This window comes from Streptococcus sp. SI1 (assembly GCF_030439945.1).
Taxonomy (GTDB): Bacteria; Bacillota; Bacilli; order Lactobacillales; family Streptococcaceae; genus Streptococcus; species Streptococcus intermedius.
In genome coordinates this window covers 17,429-39,172 of record NZ_JAQFJE010000006.1, presented here as the reverse complement: position 1 = coordinate 39,172, position 21,744 = coordinate 17,429, and the positions used below count along the sequence as shown (strand labels likewise).

At 39.9% G+C, this 21,744-nt stretch carries 20 protein-coding genes and 1 pseudogene; 4 read left to right on the top strand and 17 right to left on the bottom strand.

Annotated elements, in window-relative coordinates; all coding sequences use genetic code 11:
- Positions 1 to 10: 10 nt before the first annotated feature.
- The 6 genes from PCY10_RS07865 to PCY10_RS07840 form a co-directional block, all read right to left on the bottom strand.
- Entirely contained in the window at positions 11 to 1,180 is a 1,170-nt protein-coding gene (locus tag PCY10_RS07865; RefSeq protein ID WP_041787647.1) for an SIS domain-containing protein, read from the bottom strand.
- Between the two features lie 152 nt (positions 1,181 to 1,332).
- Positions 1,333 to 1,737, bottom strand: a complete 405-nt coding sequence (locus PCY10_RS07860; protein WP_021002290.1) for a PTS sugar transporter subunit IIA — start codon at positions 1,735 to 1,737, stop codon at positions 1,333 to 1,335.
- 17 nt (positions 1,738 to 1,754) lie between these two features.
- Positions 1,755 to 2,582, bottom strand: coding sequence for a PTS system mannose/fructose/sorbose family transporter subunit IID (locus PCY10_RS07855; RefSeq protein ID WP_003075051.1), 828 nt, complete (start codon positions 2,580 to 2,582; stop codon positions 1,755 to 1,757).
- The gene (locus tag PCY10_RS07850) at positions 2,569 to 3,462 is read right to left on the bottom strand and encodes a PTS mannose/fructose/sorbose/N-acetylgalactosamine transporter subunit IIC (RefSeq protein WP_021002289.1); all 894 of its coding nucleotides are present in this window, start codon (positions 3,460 to 3,462) and stop codon (positions 2,569 to 2,571) included. The genes PCY10_RS07855 and PCY10_RS07850 overlap by 14 nt, the downstream gene beginning before the upstream one ends.
- Before the next feature lie 18 nt (positions 3,463 to 3,480).
- On the bottom strand, positions 3,481 to 3,957 hold the full coding sequence (locus tag PCY10_RS07845) for a PTS system mannose/fructose/N-acetylgalactosamine-transporter subunit IIB (RefSeq protein ID WP_003075053.1): 477 nt from the start codon (positions 3,955 to 3,957) through the stop codon (positions 3,481 to 3,483).
- Entirely contained in the window at positions 3,954 to 5,759 is a 1,806-nt protein-coding gene (locus PCY10_RS07840; protein WP_041787327.1) for a beta-galactosidase family protein, read from the bottom strand. Before PCY10_RS07840 ends, PCY10_RS07845 begins: the two co-directional genes overlap by 4 nt.
- A gap of 149 nt (positions 5,760 to 5,908) precedes the next feature.
- Here PCY10_RS07840 and PCY10_RS07835 point away from each other — a divergent pair, with 149 nt between their 5' ends.
- Positions 5,909 to 6,625 carry a GntR family transcriptional regulator gene (locus PCY10_RS07835; protein WP_020998168.1) on the top strand — a complete coding sequence of 239 codons (717 nt, stop codon included), beginning with the start codon at positions 5,909 to 5,911 and terminating at the stop codon, positions 6,623 to 6,625.
- Positions 6,626 to 6,889: 264 nt separating this feature from the next.
- On the opposite strand, the gene purB is transcribed toward PCY10_RS07835, so the two are convergent.
- The 9 genes from purB to PCY10_RS07790 all read right to left on the bottom strand — a co-directional run bounded on the left by purB (position 6,890) and on the right by PCY10_RS07790 (position 15,367).
- Positions 6,890 to 8,185: an adenylosuccinate lyase gene (gene purB, locus PCY10_RS07830; RefSeq protein ID WP_021002287.1), complete on the bottom strand. Its 1,296-nt coding sequence runs from the start codon at positions 8,183 to 8,185 to the stop codon at positions 6,890 to 6,892.
- A 184-nt stretch (positions 8,186 to 8,369) separates the two neighbouring features.
- On the bottom strand, positions 8,370 to 9,569 hold the full coding sequence (locus PCY10_RS07825; RefSeq protein WP_021002286.1) for a hypothetical protein: 1,200 nt from the start codon (positions 9,567 to 9,569) through the stop codon (positions 8,370 to 8,372).
- A gap of 192 nt (positions 9,570 to 9,761) precedes the next feature.
- Positions 9,762 to 10,454, bottom strand: coding sequence for an aspartate/glutamate racemase family protein (locus tag PCY10_RS07820; protein WP_021002285.1), 693 nt, complete (start codon positions 10,452 to 10,454; stop codon positions 9,762 to 9,764).
- Positions 10,455 to 10,457: 3 nt separating this feature from the next.
- On the bottom strand, positions 10,458 to 10,685 hold the full coding sequence (locus PCY10_RS07815; protein WP_021002284.1) for a hypothetical protein: 228 nt from the start codon (positions 10,683 to 10,685) through the stop codon (positions 10,458 to 10,460).
- Between the two features lie 20 nt (positions 10,686 to 10,705).
- Entirely contained in the window at positions 10,706 to 10,969 is a 264-nt protein-coding gene (locus tag PCY10_RS07810) for a hypothetical protein (protein WP_002931759.1), read from the bottom strand.
- A 1-nt stretch (position 10,970) separates the two neighbouring features.
- On the bottom strand, positions 10,971 to 12,062 hold the full coding sequence (purK, locus tag PCY10_RS07805; protein WP_021002283.1) for a 5-(carboxyamino)imidazole ribonucleotide synthase: 1,092 nt from the start codon (positions 12,060 to 12,062) through the stop codon (positions 10,971 to 10,973).
- Positions 12,049 to 12,537 (bottom strand): 5-(carboxyamino)imidazole ribonucleotide mutase, encoded by a 489-nt coding sequence (gene purE / locus PCY10_RS07800; RefSeq protein ID WP_021002282.1) that lies wholly within the window; start codon positions 12,535 to 12,537, stop codon positions 12,049 to 12,051. Before purE ends, purK begins: the two co-directional genes overlap by 14 nt.
- A gap of 298 nt (positions 12,538 to 12,835) precedes the next feature.
- A complete protein-coding gene (purD, locus tag PCY10_RS07795; protein WP_021002281.1) occupies positions 12,836 to 14,098 on the bottom strand; it encodes a phosphoribosylamine--glycine ligase in 1,263 nt (420 codons plus the stop codon).
- A 456-nt stretch (positions 14,099 to 14,554) separates the two neighbouring features.
- Positions 14,555 to 15,367 carry a hypothetical protein gene (locus tag PCY10_RS07790; RefSeq protein WP_021002280.1) on the bottom strand — a complete coding sequence of 271 codons (813 nt, stop codon included), beginning with the start codon at positions 15,365 to 15,367 and terminating at the stop codon, positions 14,555 to 14,557.
- 70 nt (positions 15,368 to 15,437) lie between these two features.
- On the opposite strand from PCY10_RS07790, the pseudogene PCY10_RS07785 reads away from it, so the two are divergent.
- Together PCY10_RS07785 and PCY10_RS07780 are read left to right on the top strand one after the other, a co-directional pair.
- Positions 15,438 to 15,938: pseudogene (locus PCY10_RS07785) on the top strand (IS30 family transposase); the annotation flags it as partial.
- 175 nt (positions 15,939 to 16,113) lie between these two features.
- Positions 16,114 to 16,722 carry a sce7726 family protein gene (locus PCY10_RS07780; RefSeq protein WP_021002278.1) on the top strand — a complete coding sequence of 203 codons (609 nt, stop codon included), beginning with the start codon at positions 16,114 to 16,116 and terminating at the stop codon, positions 16,720 to 16,722.
- A 31-nt stretch (positions 16,723 to 16,753) separates the two neighbouring features.
- On the opposite strand, the gene PCY10_RS07775 is transcribed toward PCY10_RS07780, so the two are convergent.
- On the bottom strand, positions 16,754 to 17,653 hold the full coding sequence (locus tag PCY10_RS07775) for a hypothetical protein (RefSeq protein WP_021002277.1): 900 nt from the start codon (positions 17,651 to 17,653) through the stop codon (positions 16,754 to 16,756).
- Positions 17,654 to 18,175: 522 nt separating this feature from the next.
- On the opposite strand from PCY10_RS07775, the gene PCY10_RS07770 reads away from it, so the two are divergent.
- Positions 18,176 to 20,104 (top strand): GBS Bsp-like repeat-containing protein, encoded by a 1,929-nt coding sequence (locus tag PCY10_RS07770; protein WP_021002275.1) that lies wholly within the window; start codon positions 18,176 to 18,178, stop codon positions 20,102 to 20,104.
- Between the two features lie 55 nt (positions 20,105 to 20,159).
- On the opposite strand, the gene purH is transcribed toward PCY10_RS07770, so the two are convergent.
- A complete protein-coding gene (purH, locus tag PCY10_RS07765; RefSeq protein WP_021002274.1) occupies positions 20,160 to 21,707 on the bottom strand; it encodes a bifunctional phosphoribosylaminoimidazolecarboxamide formyltransferase/IMP cyclohydrolase in 1,548 nt (515 codons plus the stop codon).
- Positions 21,708 to 21,744 lie beyond the last annotated feature (37 nt).

The following is a 21,744-nucleotide window of genomic DNA, read 5'->3' as shown; positions in this document are numbered from 1 at the left end:
AGATTCCTTCCTATTCTTTATCAAACGGGTGAATGATGACACCTTGCACAACACGGTTGACCGTTCCTGTCGGAGACGGTGTGTCTGGACGATTTTGAACCTTAAGGGATGTTAATAAGGCAAATAATTGACCATAGACAATATAAGGGAACACGCGATAAACGTCATCTGCTAGTGATTGGCTAGAAAGAATGATCTGTTCAACATTTTCCAAATCTTCCCTCTGATCTGTCAATAAAATCACCTTGCGGGCAATATCATCTCCAGCCACTTCTCGTACTAAATCAAGATCATATAATTTGGTGTATGAGTCTGTCGAACCAAACACCACAATGACCGTTTCTTCATTTACTAATGATTTTGGACCATGGCGGAAACCAACAGGGCTTTCATACATCGTCGCCACTTGCCCGGCAGTCAATTCCAAAATTTTCAGTTGGGCTTCATGCGCCAAGCCAAAGAATGGCCCTGCTCCCAGATAAATGACTCGATTGTAATCCAAGGATACCATCTTTTGAATCATTTCTGCCGAATCTAGCACCTTTTGACTCAAAGCTATTAAAGCAGCAATCTTCCCTTCTTTTACAGCTAAATCTGCCTTGTCAAAGACGAGCAAAGCGGTTAACATCATAGACGTAAAGCTTGAGGTCATAGCAAAGCCAGCATCATTTGATAGTGCAGGCTGAAGCAAGAGCAAATTGCGTTCATCACCATGTGCTTGCTGCGCTAACTTCCCTTCTGCTGCACATGTAATTGTAATTTGGTACAGTTCCTCAACCAAGTCCTTTGCCAAATCAACTGTTGCCACACTCTCTGGCGAATTTCCGCTACGGGCAAAAGAAACCAAAACAGTCGGTACTTCCTTATGTAAATACGCCAAAGGATTGGCTACAATATCCGTTGTTGCAATGGCGTTGAAATTCCACTTGCGTTCATCATACAGCTTTCTAAAATAAGGTACAAGCGTATCTCCGACATAGGCTGATGTTCCAGCCCCTGTCAAAATAACCTTGATATAGTCATGCTTTTCATCAATGCCATTTAGAAACGCTATAATCTCATCAGCTTGTGCTTTATAATTTTCAAAAGCCGTCTGCCAAACCTGTGGCTGTTGATAAATTTCTCTCGTGGTGATTTCCGCACCTAATTCGACTAATTTTTCCTTTGTATAATTGAGCATATTTCTCCTTTCTGCTTTGCAGATGTGATGTTTTCTATTAACCAAAAGAAGGGGGCGGGAAATAAAGATTTCTAAGAAATCCATTCTCTTATCCCCTCCTCCTTATTATACCAAGTATGCGCTTTCTCGGCCACTATTAACTGGATATATTTTTATTCATCTTCCTCATCATTCATTGCTGCCAACATATCATTGACCTTCACAATGTATCTGTTTGCTTTTTCAATATATGTTGCTTCCACACCAGTCAAGGTAGAATTGATAAATTCTATCACCATGGGCATATTCATTCCTGCATAGAGTTCAATTTGAAGTCCTTCCAGAATCAGGCGACTAACGACATTACAAGGTGTTCCTCCAAGCAAATCAGCAAAGACAATGTAATCATCTAACTCTTTTACAGTCGCTAAAAATTTAGCCGTAAAGTCATCTATTCCTTCTGCTGGAAGTAAGGAAACTGTATGAACGAATTCCAGAGGTCCCATAATCATTTCGGTACTTTTTTTCAATTCTTCGCAAAAGTGACCATGGCTAACTAGTATAAGTTGTTTTGTCATTTATAGAAAAGCTCCTTTTAAACACCTAAGATTGGCGTATGAGTAAAGTGTGAAAGCGCAGAAACACCAATTGCAATAATAATGACAATAAAGATTGCTTTGGTTGAATTCATACCTTTCTTACCAAGCAGCCAATAAACAAATCCAGTAAACAATGCCGGAACCAAACGCGGGAAGATTTTATCCAACGTTTCTTGAAGATTGAATTTTACACCACCGAAACTTTGTACATAAGTAAACTTAAAGTTAATCATCGTAGCAATCAAAGCAGCTACCATGAACACACCAAGAACAGTTGCAGCATCTGTGATTGCGGACAATTTATCCTGCATCGTTGTAACTAATTTGACGCCTTCTTTGTGGGCAAATTCTAATTGTTTCCAACGAAAAACGTTAATCGCAATCGTTACTCCTATCCAAAGGAAAATACCAAGAGGATTGCCATCAATGGCAAGACCTGCTGCCAAGCCACCCATGATTGCAGGAATAGTTGAACCAAAAATCGCATCCCCAATCGCTGCAAATGGACCCATTAACCCCGTTTTAATCCCTGTAACAGTATCTTTAGCCGCAACCCCTTCATTTTCTTCAAGCGCAAGGTCAATCCCTGTCACCAAAGTATGGAAAAAGTTAGACGTGTTGAAAAATTGCGTATGTGTTCGCATCATTTCTTTTAATTCTGGTGTACCATCACCGTATATCTTACGCAACTGCGGCAAAATCATATAGAGATAACCTGATGCTTGCATACGCTCGTAGTTCCAACCCCATTGGAAAGTAAAGAGACTACGACGGTTGATTTGTTTAAAATCTTCTTTTGTTAATTTGTAATTAGAGTTCGTCATCGTCAATTTCCCCACTTTCTGATTGTTCTGCAGCAACAGTCACCACTTGTTTGTTGATAGCATTTTGATAGCTAAGAGCTGCCAAAGCAAAGCCAATAATCGCAATTCCAATCATTGGAAGACCTTCAAACTTAGCTCCACCGAGAGCCTTTGCAATGGGTTTGACAGCACTTGATGCTGTCGCTAATGTTGAAATATAGTCAAAAACAACTTTCAACATCGCTGTAATGGCAAAGCCTAAACCAAGATAATGAAGGTTTTTCTTTACTGAAAGGTAACGAAGCAAAATTGCAAAACCGACACCAGGAAGCATTTTACCTGCAAGAATCAAACCATCTGCAATCCATTGTGCATTATTGGCAAGCCAATCGGAGAATGCTTTTACAGCATCCCCACCAAGCCACAAAGCTAAAAATACTGGAAGTGCTCGTGAAAGCCCCCACGGAATAGCACCGAGTAAGTAATTGCGTTCAACACCTTTGTAGTCAAATTTTTCAACTGCTGCATCAATACGATGTGCAAAGTAAGTTGTAGAGAAACGTCCAAGAACATCAGTATAAACCAGCAACGCTGCTACCGGAACTGCGATAGCTGAAATCGCCAATTCCGCTTTGATACCTGTTGCCACAGAGAATGCTGTTGCAAGAACTGCACCAGAGGTTGCATCAATCCGAGAAGCACCACCGAATGTACCAACCCCGAGTACAACGAGTTGGAGACTACCACCAATAAATAAACCAGTTTTTAAGTCTCCCATGACCAGACCCGTGATAAAACCTGCAAAAACAGGTGAACCAGCTGATGAGTTAATTGTTAACTCATCCAAAATTTGATACGCTGAATACAGCGTCAATAAGAGAATTTGCCACCATTGTATCATAACAATGCCCTCCTAAATTTATTTCAATAATTTCATAAAGTCTTCAACTGGATCATTTGGAACCATTTGGGCTGTTAGAACCACACCTTTGTCATGTAATTTGTTAAATACGGCTACATCTTCATCCACCACGTTGATCGATCGTGTGATCGAACGCGTTTCAGATGTCTGTGACATATTGCCCACATTGAGCGTTTCGATTGGTACTCCTGCTTCCACCAATCTCAAAAAACGATCTGGCTTTTTCGCAACAATGAGCAGACGCTGGCTATCGTATTTGCCTGCTAGGATATTTTCTGCCGCTTTTGCAACTGGTAACACACTCAATTTTACACCAGCTGGTGTCGCCAACTTGAGGCCACTCTTTTCAATAGCGTTTTCTGCTACTTCGTCATCCACAACCATAATGCGTGAAATATTTAATGTTGTAGTCCAAAGATTGGCTACTTGGCCATGGATCAAGCGTCCATCAATCCGATTAGCTATAATTGTCATAATTTGTCCCCCTTTATTGGTTTAAATGTAGGTTTATGAACTAAATCAATGAATTTACTATATTTTCCTTCAGTTTCAAAAATAATAATGCGATTGTTTCCGATCCGTAAGAGAGCATGTGGAATGTAAAGTGATAAGGTTGGGCCAACATCCCAGAAACGACCAATATTGACGCCATTGACGAAGACAATTCCCTTACCAAAATGGGTTAAATCTAAATACGTATCTTTAAGCGCTTTCAATTCAACGTCAAATGCATAGAATGCTGGCTGATTTTCATGCCATTCTTTCGTAAAATTAATCGCTTCTGGATTTTTGAACTCTAATGGATACTGATTCCAATGAAGCATAAAATGGAGGTCTTTGCAAACTCCTGTGCGAATACCTTTATGCTGGCTCTCTGCCAGAAGTTTATGCCCATAGTTAACACGCCCCATATTCTCCATCAAAATATCCAGCCTGTGTGTCGACCGTTTCTGTTGTGAAATAAAGATATCTTCACCAATTTCTGTCTGATACTGAGTGGTGATGAAGTTCCCATCTACAAAAAGCTGCATCCGATCACGCCCGTCAATAACACGAACCCGTTCCGTATCCGCATCCCATTCTGCTTGTGTACGATAGAGCAGATAGCCAACATTTTGACCCAACTCCTCCATTTTCATAGGATACAGACTCTCGATTGGCTGCGCTATATCTTCTAAAGTCTCAAATAAGCTAACTTTCTCACTGAGCGGAATATTCTTTAACTCAAACGTTTCTTTTACCAAAGGCTCTCTCTGTGGATACTCTGGATAATATTTTTTTAACATTCGCTGAATGGCAAAGTATTTTGGTGTTGGATTTCCTTGTTCATCAAGGAGAGCTTCGTAATCATAAGACGTCACTTGCGGTAGATCAATGTTTCCTCGCGCTGAACAGCCATTCATAAAACCAAAATTTGTCCCCCCATGAAACATATAAAGATTAATACTACCCTGTTGCAAGACTTCGTGAACTGCTGTTGCCAACTCTTCTGGATCTCGTGTGATGACCGGCTCCTTCCAACGATTGAACCAACCATCCCAAAATTCCATACATATGAGTGGCCATTTCTTGCCATATTCATCGAAGAACTCCTGCATTTGTGCAAAATTTTCTTTCGCTTTGGAACCAAAATTCCCCGTTACAAACACATCATCTTCAATCAGCGTTCCTGCCCGTAGGGTACCCCGCCAGGGTCCATCTGACGTAAAGAGCGGACAAGTCACACCTCGCTCTAGCATCATGTCTCGAACAGCTCTCAAATATTCCTTGTCTTCACCATAAGAGCCATATTCATTTTCTACTTGCATCATGAGAATACTGCCACCATTTTCCAAAAGATGTGGCACTAATCGTGGAAGCAATTCATCATAATAGTTGGCAACTGCAGCAAGATAAGCAGGATCAGAAGACCGAATTCTCATGTTTTCTTCTAAGAGCCAAGCGGGTAAACCGCCAAATTCCCATTCTGCACAGATATAGGGAGAACTCCGAAGAAGAACATACAGTCCCAAATCTTGTGCTGTTTGCAAGAATTTTTCTACATCAAGGATACCTTCAAAATTGAATTGCCCTTTCATTGGCTCATGCGCATTCCAAGGGATATACGTTTCTACTGTATTAAAGCCTAAAGCTTTCAGATTATAAAGCGAATGATACCAATCATCTGGCTGAATCCGAAAATAATGAATAGCACCAGATAATATTTTAAAAGGCTGTTGATTCAGATAAAATTCTTCTTTAATCTCAAATCTTGCCAAACCATTCCCCTCTTTCATACACTATTTTGCAATCGTTTCCATAGGTTAATATAATATATATTGCACAAAATGTCAATAGTTTTTTAAAGATTGAATAAATTTAACCATTTTAGCAAAATTTATGGTAAAATTTTTTATGAGAGGGAAGCGAAAGAGAGGTGAACAACATGGCAATCCCTAAGTACCAATATATAAAAGATGAACTCAAAAGCAAAATTATCTCAGGCCAATTTGAAAATGGGGATAAATTTTATACAGAAGCTGAGCTAATTACAATGTATGATGTGAGTTCTATTACCGTCGTCAGAGCTCTAAATGAACTAGCAAAAGATGGGTACATTATCCGCCAACAAGGAAAAGGAACATTTGTATCACGTGCGCGCAAGCACAAACTTGTTGAATTTTCTGATGTTGAGATATTCCCTACCCAAAATGATCAAGTAACCGTTTTATCTATCGAACGTGGAAATGACTTAAAATTTCTTGACAAGTTAGATTTAAAGAGATATCAATTTTACTATAAAATTGAGAGACTTCGTAAAGCGAAAAATACTCCTTATATCTATCATCAATCTTATATTCCAGAGCAATATATCAATGCCAATTACCCAAACCTTGAATATTACAGCTCGATCTACAATCGCTTCAAACAAGATTATCATATTCACATGAATGACGAACACTTTGAAGAAACAAATGAATTAATCTTCCCGACGCCAGATGCTGTTGCAACATTACTGGAAATTGACACAAACTTCCCGACAGTTTTCCAAGTAAAAACAACGCAATTGGAAAGCACGGGGCAAATTTTAGAGTACAGTGAAACCTACAAACGTGGCGACTTCTTTAAAATCAAGTTTGTATCACGCAATGGCAATCATTAATTATTTCACGTAAAGAACATCTGAGTATCAGTTGTTCTTTTTTTAAACCTAAGATTATTATAGCCTATCTAGACCAATTTGCAAAGTATTTTATTCATCAGCTTTCTCATCATCGTTATAAACCAAAAGAAAAGGTTGGGACAACTATTCCCAACCTCAAAGCGTGCTGCAAAAGAAATTAAGCAGCTTACGACAATATTTGTTTTATTACATAGTATACTTTGAAGCTAGGAACTCTTGTCTCAGCTTCTTTGGAATTTTGTGTTAATCCAGACCTATACGGTGGAAAATGTCATCCACGCGCTTGGTGTAGTATACTGGGTTGAAGATTTCATCAATTTCTTCTTGAGTCAAGCGAGAAGTGACTTCTGGGTCCGCTTCGAGCAGAGGCTTGAAGTCCACTTGATTGTCCCAGGACTGGGCAGTCTTTGGCTGTACCAAGTCATAAGCCTGCTCCCGCGTCATGCCTTTCTCAATCAAGGTCAACATAGCCCGCTGGCTGAAGATAAGGCCAAAGGTTGAGTTCATGTTACGCTTCATGTTTTCTGGGAAGACGGTCAGGTTCTTGACGATATTACCAAAGCGGTTGAGCATGTAGTCGATAAGAATGGTCGTGTCCGGTGCGATAATCCGCTCAGCAGATGAGTGGGAAATGTCGCGCTCATGCCAGAGAGAGACATTCTCAAAGGCTGTCACCATGTGGCCGCGAATAACACGCGCCAGACCAGTCATATTTTCAGAGCCGATTGGATTGCGCTTATGCGGCATAGCTGAGCTACCTTTTTGACCCTTGGCAAAGAACTCTTCGACTTCGCGCTGCTCAGACTTTTGCAGACCACGGATTTCAGTCGCCATGCGCTCTATAGATGTCGCAATCAAGGCTAAGGCTGAGAAGTATTCAGCGTGGAGATCACGCGGCAGGACTTGGGTCGAAATCTCCTGCGGACGGATGCCTAATTTCTCACAGACATAGCTTTCCACAAATGGCGGAATGTTAGCAAAGTTCCCAACCGCACCAGAAATTTTCCCAGCTTCCACACCCGCAGCCGCAATCTCGAAACGCTCGATGTTGCGCTTCATTTCGCTGTACCAAGTCGCAAGCTTAAGTCCGAAAGTCGTAGGCTCCGCATGCACTCCGTGGGTTCGTCCCATCATGATGGTGAACTTGTGCTCCCGCGCCCGCTCCGCAATGATGTCAGTGAAGCGACGCAGATCCTCACGGATGATGTCATTGGCCTGCTTGTAGAGGTAACCGTAGGCCGTATCCACCACGTCGGTTGAAGTCAGGCCATAGTGCACCCACTTGCGCTCCTCGCCCAGCGTCTCAGAAACCGCCCGCGTGAAGGCCACCACATCGTGACGCGTCTCCTGCTCAATCTCCAAGATGCGGTCAATGTCAAAGCCAGCCTTCTCGCAAATCAAGGCCACATCTTCCTTGGGAATCTCACCCAGCTCAGCCCAGGCCTCATCAGCCAGAATCTCTACCTCCAGCCAAGCCTTGTACTTATTTTCCTCAGTCCAAATGTTCGCCATTTCGGGGCGAGAGTAACGGTTGATCATAATTAATTTTTCCTTTCCTTTTATACTTGCCTTAAGTAGTGGGAACAGAAGTGACCTCTTACAGAGTTCCATTTCCAAGTTGTGAGCCTTTAAAGGCTCACAACTTCCCTGCAACCAAACTGATAGTTTGGTTGCAGGGAAGTATCTAGTGGGCGACCTACGGTCGCAAGATTGATTTCATCTCTTATTTAATACACTGTTGCAACTTATTTACACAACTTCTCCAAAAATTTATGAATAAATTTATAACACAAAGATGTTCAATTTTTAAGAACTCTCTTTTTGACTCCTCATTATATATAATTTTTCTATAGGCAGCATTATCAATAATACGATTTTTATAAGTTTCACCACCAAAATAAATTGCATCTCTCAAATCTTCATATGTGGCGTTTTCACTGTATAATATACTATCATATATGTTAGAGGCTCTCAATTCTCCTAGTTTCAATTTAATATTAATAATAAAACTACCAAGTACATAGCCAGATAACCATAAAAAATTAATAGTTGAAAATATTTTCAGCTTACTTTTTATTATTACTAAAAATAATAATTCAATAGTTTCATTAATCTCTTTAATAAATCCACTTTTGTATAATGAATCATAAAAATCCCTAGGTAAAACATTTGATAAGTTTTGCACCGTCATGGTGGATTGTGCAAACTGACCTATAACATAGTTTGATAATATATGTTCCATTAAGGTGGGAACTATGATAGAAAATAATGCTCCAAAAATTAATGTTGAATTAGTCACTTTTCGAAGATAAGGAACCGGCAGCAACAAAGTGAAAATCAGATACATTATTATCACAAAGCAAAAATACTTAACAATTGACTCAGTAGTACCCACATCTTCAATTTTAACCGATAATAGACTTAAAGAAGTAATAGGAATTATAAAATAATATGTGGGAGTCCAGTGATATCTCAATTTTAATATAATAGCTATAAGTACTAATAAAATGGCTACATGAGCTACATTCAAATCACTACCGAAAATTTTCATTTTACGTAAATCTATTCCAACTTGATTAAATAAATAAAAACTTAGAACTACTGCAAAAAATATTCCATACGCTGTTATCAGAGACACTTCGTCAATTTTTCGTCTTTTGACAATGTCGGTTTCATGACCTAAGTCTGTTACATAAAAATAGACACGCTCTCGGACCTTTTCTCTACTTTTTCTTGTATCTGTCCACTTCTTTATAATTTCCTTCCGCCAAAGTGCTAACATGGAGAAATAATATATAGAGAATAAAAAAATTAATAATTGTTGATTTGGATAATAGTAATTCAGTAACATTATCAAAAAAAACAAACCAAAACTTACCCATTGTTTTGGCGTAAATTGTATTTTAGGGTTGTTATTCTGCATAAACTCCTCCCTAGAATTGTTTTATATTAAAGTCTAAATTCTTCTTTAATTTGTTTTCTTGAGAAATAATTAGATATCTGGATACTCTCTTCATTTACCAATCAATCCCTTTCCCAAACTCCTCAACCTCATCCGGCGCATCACTAAACACTGTCACATGCCCTACCTTACGGTTGTGCTTGTCTTCTATAATCATTTATTTACTGCCCACTCCGCTGCTTTCTCTGCATGGATCACTGTTGTGTCGTAGAGTGGCAGGTCTGTGTCGGATTGCTTGACGAGGAGACCAATCTCGGTACAGCCCAAGATAACAGCTTCTACGCCTGCTTTTTTCAAATTATCTATAACGGCAAGATAAGTCTGCTTTGAGTTTTCTTTGATATCTCCTAGACAGAGCTCGTCATAAATGATCCGATTGACTTCTGTAATGCCAGCTTGGTCTGGAATCAGCACTTCTAATCCAGACTCTATTAATTTCTCCTTGTAAAAATCTTGAGTCATGGTGTACTTGGTCCCTAGGAGGCCAACTTTTTGAATACCGTCAGCCAACAAGGCCTGCGCGGTTGCTTGCGCAATATGCAAGATTGGAATTGCAATCTGCTCTTGTATCTGCGGAGCAACCTTGTGCATGGTGTTGGTGCAAATAACGATGAAATCTGCACCTGCTTGCTCCAGGCGCTTAGCAACATCTGCCAAAAGTTGACCGCTTTTCTCCCAGTCCCCGACTGCTTGATAATGCTCAATCTCTGCAAAATCAACACTGTAAAGCAGAATCTTAGCTGAATGCAAGCCTCCCAGCTCTTTTTTGATGGTTTCGTTGATGATTTGGTAGTAAGATGTGGTACTTTCCCAACTCATACCACCAATCAAACCAATAGTTTTCATAGACTATTCAAACTCCTCTCGACCTATCGCCACCGACGGATAGTGTGGCAAGCTACTTAGAACTGTATCCAATGGCAAATCATAGATAGCTAGATAATTGTTTGGATATTGAATCTTTAATTCCTGATATTTGGCTTTTACTTTTTCATGGTCGGCACTGGCAAAAAGCACTTCCACAACGGCAGTTTCTTTGCCTTCTTCCAAAAAAGCATTAACGATGATTTGAATCATAAACTGGTCTCCATTTAGCTTTAAAGATTATCATTTTCTGAGTCTTCATGTATAGAAAATTCAAATGAAATTCTCTCAGGATGTCTAGGCAGGCCGTAACTACTCAGATAATCCTTAACTTCCTTCACGGAACAAGAATATTCTAAGACTAGCTGATTGCCAGCTCTCTCTAAAATATGAATCCCCTCTCTATCCGCAATCTCTGGAACAATCAAATCGTCCGTATAAGTCAGTGTTACGGTCGTTATTTCATCATCTAGCAATTCATCAAATTCTTCTGTCATTTCAAAAATCAATCCCCTCCCCAAACTCAACCACACTATCCGGCGCATCACTAAACAAAGTCACATGCCCCATTTTGCGGTTGTTCTTCGCTTCTATTTTACCATACATGTGGAGGTGGGCGCTTGGATTTTCTGTGACATATTTTTCAGCAGCCTCGACATGCTGGCCGAGAACATTAAGCATGACAGCTGGCGCATGTAGGTGGATAGCTGGCAATGGTGCTCCGAGAATGCCCAGAATATGGGTGTCAAACTGCGAGAAGTCGCAGGCTTCGATTGAGTAGTGGCCAGAGTTGTGTGGTCGTGGAGCAATCTCATTGACGACGATGTCATCAGCCGTCGCGAACATTTCCACACAGAGGGTTCCAGACAAGTTAAGCTGTTCTGCGATTCGCACCGCCATAGCTTGGGCCTTGTCAGCCAGACTTTCTGAAATGCGGGCTGGCACAATGGTCTTAGACAGGATATTGTTGCGGTGGATATTTTCCTGAACTGGGAAAACCGTCACATCCTTGCCATTTCCTGACACGATGACGGAAATTTCAAGGTCAAAGTTGACGAATTCTTCTAAGACGCAGTCTGCTGAGTCAGCTAGCGCATAGGCTTCTTCCAAGTCTGCTTCTGAGCGAATGACCTTTTGCCCATGTCCGTCATAGCCACCAGTCGCCGTTTTAAGGACATAGTTTTTTGATAGGTCGATACCCGCCAAGTCTTGGCTAGAAGTCACGACTTTGTAGGGTGCCACGGTGACTTGAGCCTTGTTTGCAAGAAAATCCTTTTCAAAGATCCGATTTTGCGAAATGCGCAGCAAATCAGTCCCCTGCGGCAGCTGAGCGTCTCCTACGACCGCATCAAGGCCGTCAGCGTCGACATTTTCAAACTCATAGGTCAGCAGGTCGCAACGCACAGCCATTTCTCGCAAAGCATTCACATCATCGTAAGGCGCCACAATCATCTCAGACACGCGCGAGGCAGGACAGTCCGCCGTCGGATCCAGCGTCACCACCCTGTGCCCCATGTAAACCGCCGCGATAGCCATCATCTGACCCAGCTGACCGCCGCCGATTATGCCAATGGTTTTAGTTAAGTTCATTCGTTGACTCCTCTGCGATTTTTCCTTGTTCCTCTGCGAAATCTGCTAACGCGGCTGCCAAGTCTTGGTCTTCAATGGCCAAAACACGCAGGGCTGTCAGGGCAGCGTTGGTCGCTCCCGCTTCACCAATAGCCATGGTTGCCACAGGCACACCGCCCGGCATCTGCACAATGGAATAGAGCGAGTCCAAGCCGCTGAGGGCGCGTGATTTGACAGGCACACCGATAACAGGCAGTGTTGTTTTAGCTGCCACCATACCCGGTAAATGTGCGGCACCGCCTGCACCTGCAATGATGACCTTGATGCCGCGGCTGCGGGCTTCTTCTGCATGTTTGAACATGAGGTCTGGTGTGCGGTGGGCTGAGACGACTTTCTTCTCATAAGCTACGCCGAAGTTATCCAAAACTTGAGCGGTTTTTTGCATGGTTCCCCAGTCGGATTTGGAGCCCATGATAATAGAAATAAGTGGTTTCATTGTTAATATCCTTTTTCTTTTTGATAATGGTCTTAGGTGGTGAGTCGGAAGCAAACCTTCGGTTTCATTCCTAAAATTTGAGCCTGAAGTCTCAAATTTTCCCTAGACCAGAACATACACTGTTCTGGTCTTTTCACCACAGCGACCATTATCGTATTTGGTGACTGCGTAGCCTAAGCTAGCGCTAGTATTGAAAATGCCCGAATAAATTCTCAGAATGACAGGGCAAAACGATGAAGTTCGAACTAAAGTTCATCAAAGAGCTTTAACACAGTCAATCGTAGATTCTCGAAGCGTTTTATTTAATCGCCTTGCTTCCGATGTCCGTACGATAAAAGAGGCCTGTTGTGTTTTGTTTATTCAACTGGGTGTAGATTTTGTCCTGCGCAGCCTTGACGCTATCGGCTGTGGTAACCAGCATATAGACGCGGCCGCCGTTTGACAAGAGTAGCTGGCTATTGCCATCAAACTTAGCCCCTGCATAATAGGTGATGATATTGCCACCAGTCTTTTCTGGCAGAAGCACCCCTTTTTCGTAGGTGAGCGGATAGCCATTTGAAGCAACCACCACGCCTAGGGTCACGCCCGAATCCAGCCAAGTGATGTCAGGGTTCCTGCCAGCCAAAATATCCGTGATATTCTGTGCAAAGTCAGAAGTCAGGCGCGGCAGGATAACTTGGGTCTCGGGATCGCCAAAGCGAGAGTTGAACTCAATAACCTTAGGACCGTCCTTAGTCAAGATAAGCCCCGCGTAGAGCACGCCAAGATAAGGGCGACCCTCAGCAATCATACCCTCAAGCACTGGTTTGACAATGGTATCAACCGACTGGTCAATCACGCTTTTCGGCAGGTGAGGAACAGGAGCGTAGGCACCCATACCGCCTGTGTTTGGTCCCTTGTCACCATCATAGGTACGCTTGTGATCCTGCGCCGCAGGCATAATGTAAAACTTGTCCCCATTAACAAAGGCAAATAGGGAGAATTCCTCGCCATCAAGGAACTCCTCAATAACCACGCGCGCACCCGAGTCGCCGAACTTATTGTCCAGCAGCATTTCATGCGCCGCCTCGACCGCCTGCTCCACGGTTTCAGCCACGACTACTCCCTTACCCAATGCCAAGCCATCCGCCTTGACCACGATTGGAGCGCCCTGCTTTTCGATGTAGGCTTTAGCTTTCTCGAAGTCGGAAAATGTGCCATAGGCTGCTGTCGGAACACCATATTTGACCATGATTTCCTTAGCAAAATCCTTAGACCACTCCAGCTCTGCTGCTAACTTAGTTGGACCAAAAGCCTCAAGCCCAGCTCGGTTAAAATCATCAACGATACCAGCCGCTAGTGCATCATCAGGACCAATAAAGGTCCAAGCAATAGCATTTGCTTTGGCAAAGTCAATCAACTTGGAATGTTCGGAAATTCCGATATTCACCAAATCCAAACCATCTAGAGTCATGCCATCATTGCCGGGAGCAACAAAGACCTGCTCAACATCCTGAGACGCCAACAACTTCTTAGCAATCGCATGCTCACGACCACCAGAACCAACAACCAAAAGTTTCATAATGCAAGATACCAAGAGCGAATAGAAAAAGCAGCAGAATTTTAATGAATCAACGCAGTGTGCTTGGACACAAGACGATCCCTCTAAATTCCGAGCCTTCCGCTCGGGTTCAATTCCTTTCATTTCGCGAATTATACAGGGATATTATAACATATTTGTTCGTAATTTTAAACAAAGGAAAAAAGATAAATGTAACTTGATCATCAACCCCAATAATATACAGTGTAGGTTTAAAAACATTATCTCTAGCATAATCATACCAAGATAAAATTTTTAATTTTAACAATATTGAATGTATTATTTTTTATACTTTTACAAACACCCTTATTTGACCGATTTACTATCCATAAAATACTGCTTTTTCAACTAAATTCTCTATTTAACGAGTAATTATCAGCCACTTAATTAATATTTTTGATAGTTACTTATCTCTTATATTTGCATTAATAAAATATTTTACTTTTTTAATAAAGTATTTTCATCCAACTTTTGATGAGTGAATAACTTACCTATTTGTAATTGAGCATGATAACCTCCATTTTCTTCGACACCTTCAACCAATTCATAGTTTTTATTCAAAATATCAAAAATATTTGTCATTTTAAAACAATTATGTTTTGGAAAATTCATCAAATTATAAATAAATTTTTCATCAGACAACTCATAAACTACTCCCTCGTCAAAAGAAAGTTTTCCTGTACTAATGTCACCAAATCCCATTAAATCTGTTGTATAGTTACGTTTTACTAAATAAAGATTCCAAACACCTTTATATTGCTCATTTTCAACATTTTTAACAAAATCTCTAAAATCAAAATTTTCTTTTTTGGCTTCTGGAAGAGATAAAAATTTCCCAAATACTGCTTTGATTATTTGTAATTTTGTTTTTCTTTGAAAACCTTTAACCTTTTCTGGATTACCAAATACATTAAAAAATTTTTGATAACTTTCATCATACTTTCCTAAAAATGTATTACAAGCCCTACATAAAGAATAGGCTGTGCGTCCTTCTGGATATAAATCCGTAGCTAAATAACTGTCAAAAATTTCACCAATTACATTTTCATACTTTTCTCCTTTAATAACCTGCTTGTTAATTACATTGTGTATTATAGGTGACTGTATTGTATCTATCATTTTTGTAAAATCAAGAGCTATAATATCATTGTTTCCGACACTTTTTGCAGGATAATGCTCTGCACTTAGTTCAGACTTTTTAAAATAGTTTTGACATAGTGCACACCTGTATTTTCTTTTTTTCTTTGACATATATACCCCCTTTTTCTAACTACAATAATAAGCTACTTTTCCCATTATATCAAATACTTTAGAACATTTTAGGAAACGTTCCAAAAGCAAGCCAAATACCAATCAGAAAAGGCTCGGTAAGTCCATTGCAGAACGTCCAAAAGCCATTAACGATCGCTCTGAATTTGGTCATTAGGAAATTGACTTAGTTCTTGGGAAGAAAACCAAAGGTGAAGCTGTTCTGATGACCTTAGTAGAGCGACAAACACGATTTGCCATTGCTGTGAAACTAGCTGACAAGCAGGCTAGAACAATCAATAGTGCTGTGAAGAAATTATTAACACAGTATCCTATTTCTTCAATCACAGCGGACAATGGTTCTGAATTCAGTCTCTTGTCTGACTTGAAAGGCATTAATGTTTATTTTGCTCATCCTTACTCATCCCATGAGAAAGGTTCAAATGAGAATTTCAATGGTCTCTTGCGAGAGTTTCTACCGAAAGGTGTTTCTCTTAACTTCTTAACAACAGCGGAATTCAATCTCTACGTCTCGGTCATCAATAACAGATCTAGACGACTTCATCAATACTAAACCGCAAATGTTCTGTTTGAACTAGCCCGAACAGCCTAAGAAGAGGAAATCTAATTCAGCTTCGAACCTGTTGCATTTGACTTGACAACAGGGCAACATTATTTTTCTTATTGAACTTCTGAAAAAAGACTTGACAAACAATTCAAAAAAATAAATAATGAATTAGGTGAAAATTATGAAACTAGATGACAAGCAAATTCGAGAAGTTTTAAAAGAAAGATTATCAACATATAAAGATTGTTATATTTATGATGAATTTACTCTTCCTTCAGGTAAGTCAAGAGCCGATTTAGTTGCTGTTAATGGACATTTCACTGCTTATGAAATCAAGAGCGATTTTGACTCTCTCAAAAGATTACTTTCCCAAGTAAAAGAATATGATAAAGTGTTTGAGAAAAATTATATTGTTATTGGAAAAAAATTTATCAATCAGATTGAACCTCAAATTCCCAAACATTGGGGAATCATTCTTGCCTCCACAACAAGGCAAGGTAAAATTACTTTGAATTTTGTACGAATTGCTAAGCTAAACCCCAACTTTTCTTTTCATTCATTTCTTTATTTACTATCAAGCAATCAAATAAAGTATCTAGCTAAAGAATTGCCAAATTATCAAAAAATATATAAGCGAACAGATATCCAGGCAATGATGAAACAAGATATTGTTACAATGATTAACTCTAATGCCTCTAAAAAACAGCAAAATCTGATAAAAAATCTAACTCGTCAAATTTTTAAAGGATATGATATCCGAAACTTATATAAAGATGGAACACTTCTATAGTGTTCCATCTTTACTATATTGAAATAATTATTTATCTAGTTTCATCTATACATAGTTGAATATGGTGATTTAAACCTATAGACACCCAAATACTTGGATTACCTTGATTATTTCCCGTTACGTGAATTTCTTGAATCAATTGCTCGCCCCAACAATGATTCTCATCAAAAATGGGATGTTTACAAATTTCATTGGCCACTGGAAACAGTTTATAATTCCCCCTAAATTGACCATTTCGTACAAAAATATAATTATCTGAGGTCGTATACTTAATTTGTACAGTTGCAGTAAATCCTTTACCCATAGGCAACGGATGAATAGTGCCATAATCACTATATATTAGTTTTTTATGGGTCAAAGTCTGTAATTCATTGAATAGCAATTTCTCATATCTTTGCAAACTGTAATTTTCTTCTCTCTTTACAGGAACCACATCTGGAACTGCACCACTTGAAATTATTATATTTTTTGTATTTAATCTTCTTATGGCACCAGAAACTTTATTTATATCCTCAATAGTGGGCATTTTTGAAATATATCCAAAATCAAATATAATATTTTGAGGAATATCTTGACTATCAGAAACAAGCCAATTACTAACTATAGGATTAAGTTCAGTAAGAGAAATTTTTAAAAAATCACTTACCGCAGTGTTATTAGAGAGATTATCCAAATTATATACTAATGAAATATTAGAACTTACAGAATTGATATATTGAATAAGATCTGGAAGCTCATTTTTAGAAAAATTCTTAGTATCTACCAGAAATTTCAGCTTGTAATCTTGGATAATAGAAGAAATTTCTTGCTGATATTTCTTCACTTCATTACTCAATATAAAATTAGGAAGAAAATCAGTCTCAGAAAGTCTTGTAAGATGTGAAACAGCCCTTCGTTCACTTTGTTTAGGGTTCAAATTAATTATATACATACTGCGTCTCAATTCTAAATTTCACTTTGTTTTAATGCTTAAAATATATTAATGAAAGAGTATACATTTTTAAATTAAAATTGTATACTCTTTCATTATAACAAAAAAGCAAACTATATAGGGCTTACTTCTCGTCCAATATTTATGTTAAAAATGTTCGCCTTGTCACTTCAAAGAAAGGTGGGCGATCCTATTAACATCATTTTACTAAAGTTATCAGTAATTTGTCAAGAAAGAAATGCTTATTGCCACGACGTCCGCATGAAAAATCCACCCTTCCCAGCTTACTTCTTAGTATAAACATCTTTCCTGTTTCTATTGTTGACAGCTACAATAATCTGATGCGATAGTATCCAACGTGATGTCATCATTCCCCTGCCCCTTTTCGAACATTTTACAAATAGAGCAAAGCTGACTCTTCCGTCATCTCACAAATTCACAAAAAAATAGTTTTTTAATTTTTAATTTCTTTCCCGAATAATCTAAATGGAACTATCCAAATTATTTATTCAAAGGAGATTTATGAAAAAATATAGTCAATTGTTTTTACTATCCAGCGCCCTTTTGAGTGTTTCTTCAGCTCAACTAACAGTTCAAGCCTCGGAAGCAAATAATGCTTCAAAAAGCTCAAATCCAACAACTCTTGCTAGCGATGTTACTGTCAATGTTTCTGGCAATAGCGTTTCTATCAACTACATACGTTCACAAGCCCAAAACCCCTACACCATTTCCCATGCTGTTTGGTCTGATGAAAATGGACAAGATGACCTTAAATGGTATTCCGCATCTCAAACATCAACAACTGTTGATTTGAGCCAACATTCTGGGTACGGTACTTTCCATGTCCATACATATATCAACATCAATGGAAAAATGATCGGTTTAAATGGAACGACATTCACTCTGAACAGACCTACTAGTCAAACAAAAATTACGACAGCTGGGCAGATTGGGCAAATTCATTTTACACGCAATAAAGATCAAAAAAATTCTAAAATTATTCATGCCGTTTGGTCTGATGAAAATGGTAGTGATGATCTCAACTGGTACGATGCTGAACAGGAAATAACTAAATTTGACTTTTCCAAACACAAGGGTTATGGGAGATATTTTGTAGATACTTATGAAAATAAAAATGGTAAAATGATTTACCAGTCAGGTACCACTTTTAACCTTGAAAAACCAAATCCTGCCATTCAGACTAGTTTTCCAGAACCTGGTATTATGGATATTCAGATCAAAAATGTCCCTGAAACAATCTATAAACTTACTGTTCCAACTTGGTCTGATAAAAACGGACAGGATGATCTTCAATGGTATGCAGCTACTAAAAATCCTGATGGAAGCTACAATGTTAGAGTTGAGCTAAAAAAACACAACTATGACACAGGAACTTATCACATTCATCTTTACGGAGAAAGCTATGTCAAACCAGAGTTTACTGGCTTAGCTGGAACTACAGTACAAGTTCGTCCCGATCAATTACCTTCGGAAGAAGAGCAAAAGCCATTATTCTCTGTTGAAAATATCAATCAAGAACAAGGAACATATACGGTCAAAATTAAGGAAACTTCAAAATCCAAATCCATTCAATCCGTTCGCGTTCCTATTTGGAGTACTACAAATCAGAGTAATATCAAATGGTACACAGCCACTGACAATGGAGACGGAACTTTTTTAACAACCTTTAATATCCGCAATCATCAGGCTTTGTCCGGAACCTACATCAATCATATTTATGTAAAATATAAAGACGGTAGTGAGCATAGTTATGCAACAGATTCGGTTAGCATGTCCGCAGAACAGATAAAAACGAAAGTAGCTGTCACGAAACGCTCGATCTACAATTATGAAGTAACAGTAACAGATGCTTATGGAGATGGAAATATCATCCTGCCTACCTGGTCTGAAGTCAACGGGCAAGATGATATCCAGTGGTACACAGCTACTAAAACTGAAAATGGTATCTACAAGTTCACTATTGATACGCTAAAACACACTGGTAACGGGCTTTTCCACACACATGTCTACCGCAATCTCAACGGTAAAATGATTGGACTAACAGGTACGAGCTATCAAGTAGAGAAACCTGTTATATCCTTTCAACCCAATTATGCCGCTGCAACGACTTATCCAAAAGGTCAATGCACTTGGGGCGCTAAAGCTCTAGCACCTTGGGCTGGAAATTATTGGGGAAATGGTGGCGATTGGGCTACTAGCGCCAGACGTGCTGGTTTTAAAACAGGAACAACTCCACAAGTCGGAGCCATTATTTGTTGGACAGATGGTAGTTACGGACACGTTGGAGTCGTCACTCACGTCGCCTCAAACACACGCATTCAGATTCAAGAGGCAAACTACGCTGGGAAACAGTACATTGGCAACTTTCGTGGCTGGTTTAATCCCCATACAGCAGGACAAGGTGCAGTTAGTTATATTTATCCAAAATAACTCTCTCTAAACAACTTTAAAAACCTTGGAAAAAATTCCAAGGTTTCTCCTGTTCTCAATGTCTAAAATGTCTCACACCCGTAAATACCATAGCAATGCCGTATTTATCAGCCATATCGATAGACTCTTGGTCACGGACGGAACCGCCGGGTTGAATGATAGCTTTGATACCAGCAGCTGCAATTTCTTCAACGTTATCAGCAAACGGGAAGAAAGCGTCAGAAGCAAGAACAGCCCCGTCAAGGCGATCTTTAGCTTGGTCAATGGCGATGCGAACAGAAGCGACACGATTGGTCTGACCCGGACCGACACCAAGTGTCATGTGGTCATTGGTCACGATAATGCCATTAGACTTGACATACTTGATAGCTTTCCAAGCAAATTCAAGAGCAGTTTCTTCCGTTTTAGTTGGCTGGCGCTTGGTAACGACCTGCCAATCGGCTGGACTTTCTTTGACCACGTCTTGATTTTGCACAAGGAGGCCACCAACCACGCCAGTATACTCTTTTTCAGCCTCGCTAGCTTCTTGAGCGTCAAAGGGAAGTTGCAGAATACGCAGATTTTTCTTTTTGGTTGTGAGAATAGCTAGCGCTTCGTCTGTATAAGATGGCGCAATGATGATTTCTAGGAAGATAGCGTGCATCTTCTCAGCTGTCGCTACATCAACCTCACGGTTTAGGACAACAATGCCACCGAAGATCGAAACTGAATCAGCCTCATAAGCGTAATCCCAAGCTGTTTCAATGTCATCAGCCTGACCGATACCACATGGATTCATGTGCTTGAGCGCCACAACGGTTGGACGGTCTTTAAAGTCACGAATGACACGTATAGCCGCATCAGCATCGCGAATATTGTTGAAGGACAATTCCTTACCGTTGAGCTGCTTAGCAGAGGCAATAGAATAAGCAGTTGGCAAAGCTTTTTGGTAGAAATCCGCATCCTGCTGTGGATTTTCACCGTAACGCATTGGCTGCTTGAGGTCATAAGTCAGCGTTAGTTTTTCAGGTTTTTCTTCACCCACTTGAGCAGTGAAATATTCAGCGATGAGGGCATCGTAAGCTGCGGTGTGACGGAAAACTTTAGCTGCCAGACGCTTACGAGTTTCATAAGTTGTTTCTCCGTTCGCTGACAATTCGTCAAGAACCTCAGCGTAGTCAGCAGGGTCAACCACAACCGTCACACTGGCATGGTTTTTAGCTGCTGAGCGCAGCATAGATGGTCCACCAATATCAATATTTTCAACCGCATCCGCATAGGTCGCATCTGGTTTGAGGATGGTCTCCTTGAATGGGTAAAGGTTAACAACGACCAAATCAATCGGTGTGATACCATGTTCTTTCATAGCATTAACATGACTATCAAGGTCGCGGCGCGCCAATAGACCGCCATGAATGTTTGGGTGAAGAGTCTTGACACGACCATCCATCATTTCAGGAAAGCCAGTCACATCGTCAATAGCGATGGTGTCAATCCCTGCCTTGTCAAGGGCAACCTTAGTTCCGCCGGTTGAGACAATTTCCCAACCCAAGTTTTTCAATTCTTGAGCAAAGCCAACAATGCCCGATTTGTCTGAGACGCTGATAAGTGCGCGTTTAGTCATGTTTTTTCCTTTCATTTTATCAATAGATTCCTTCAAA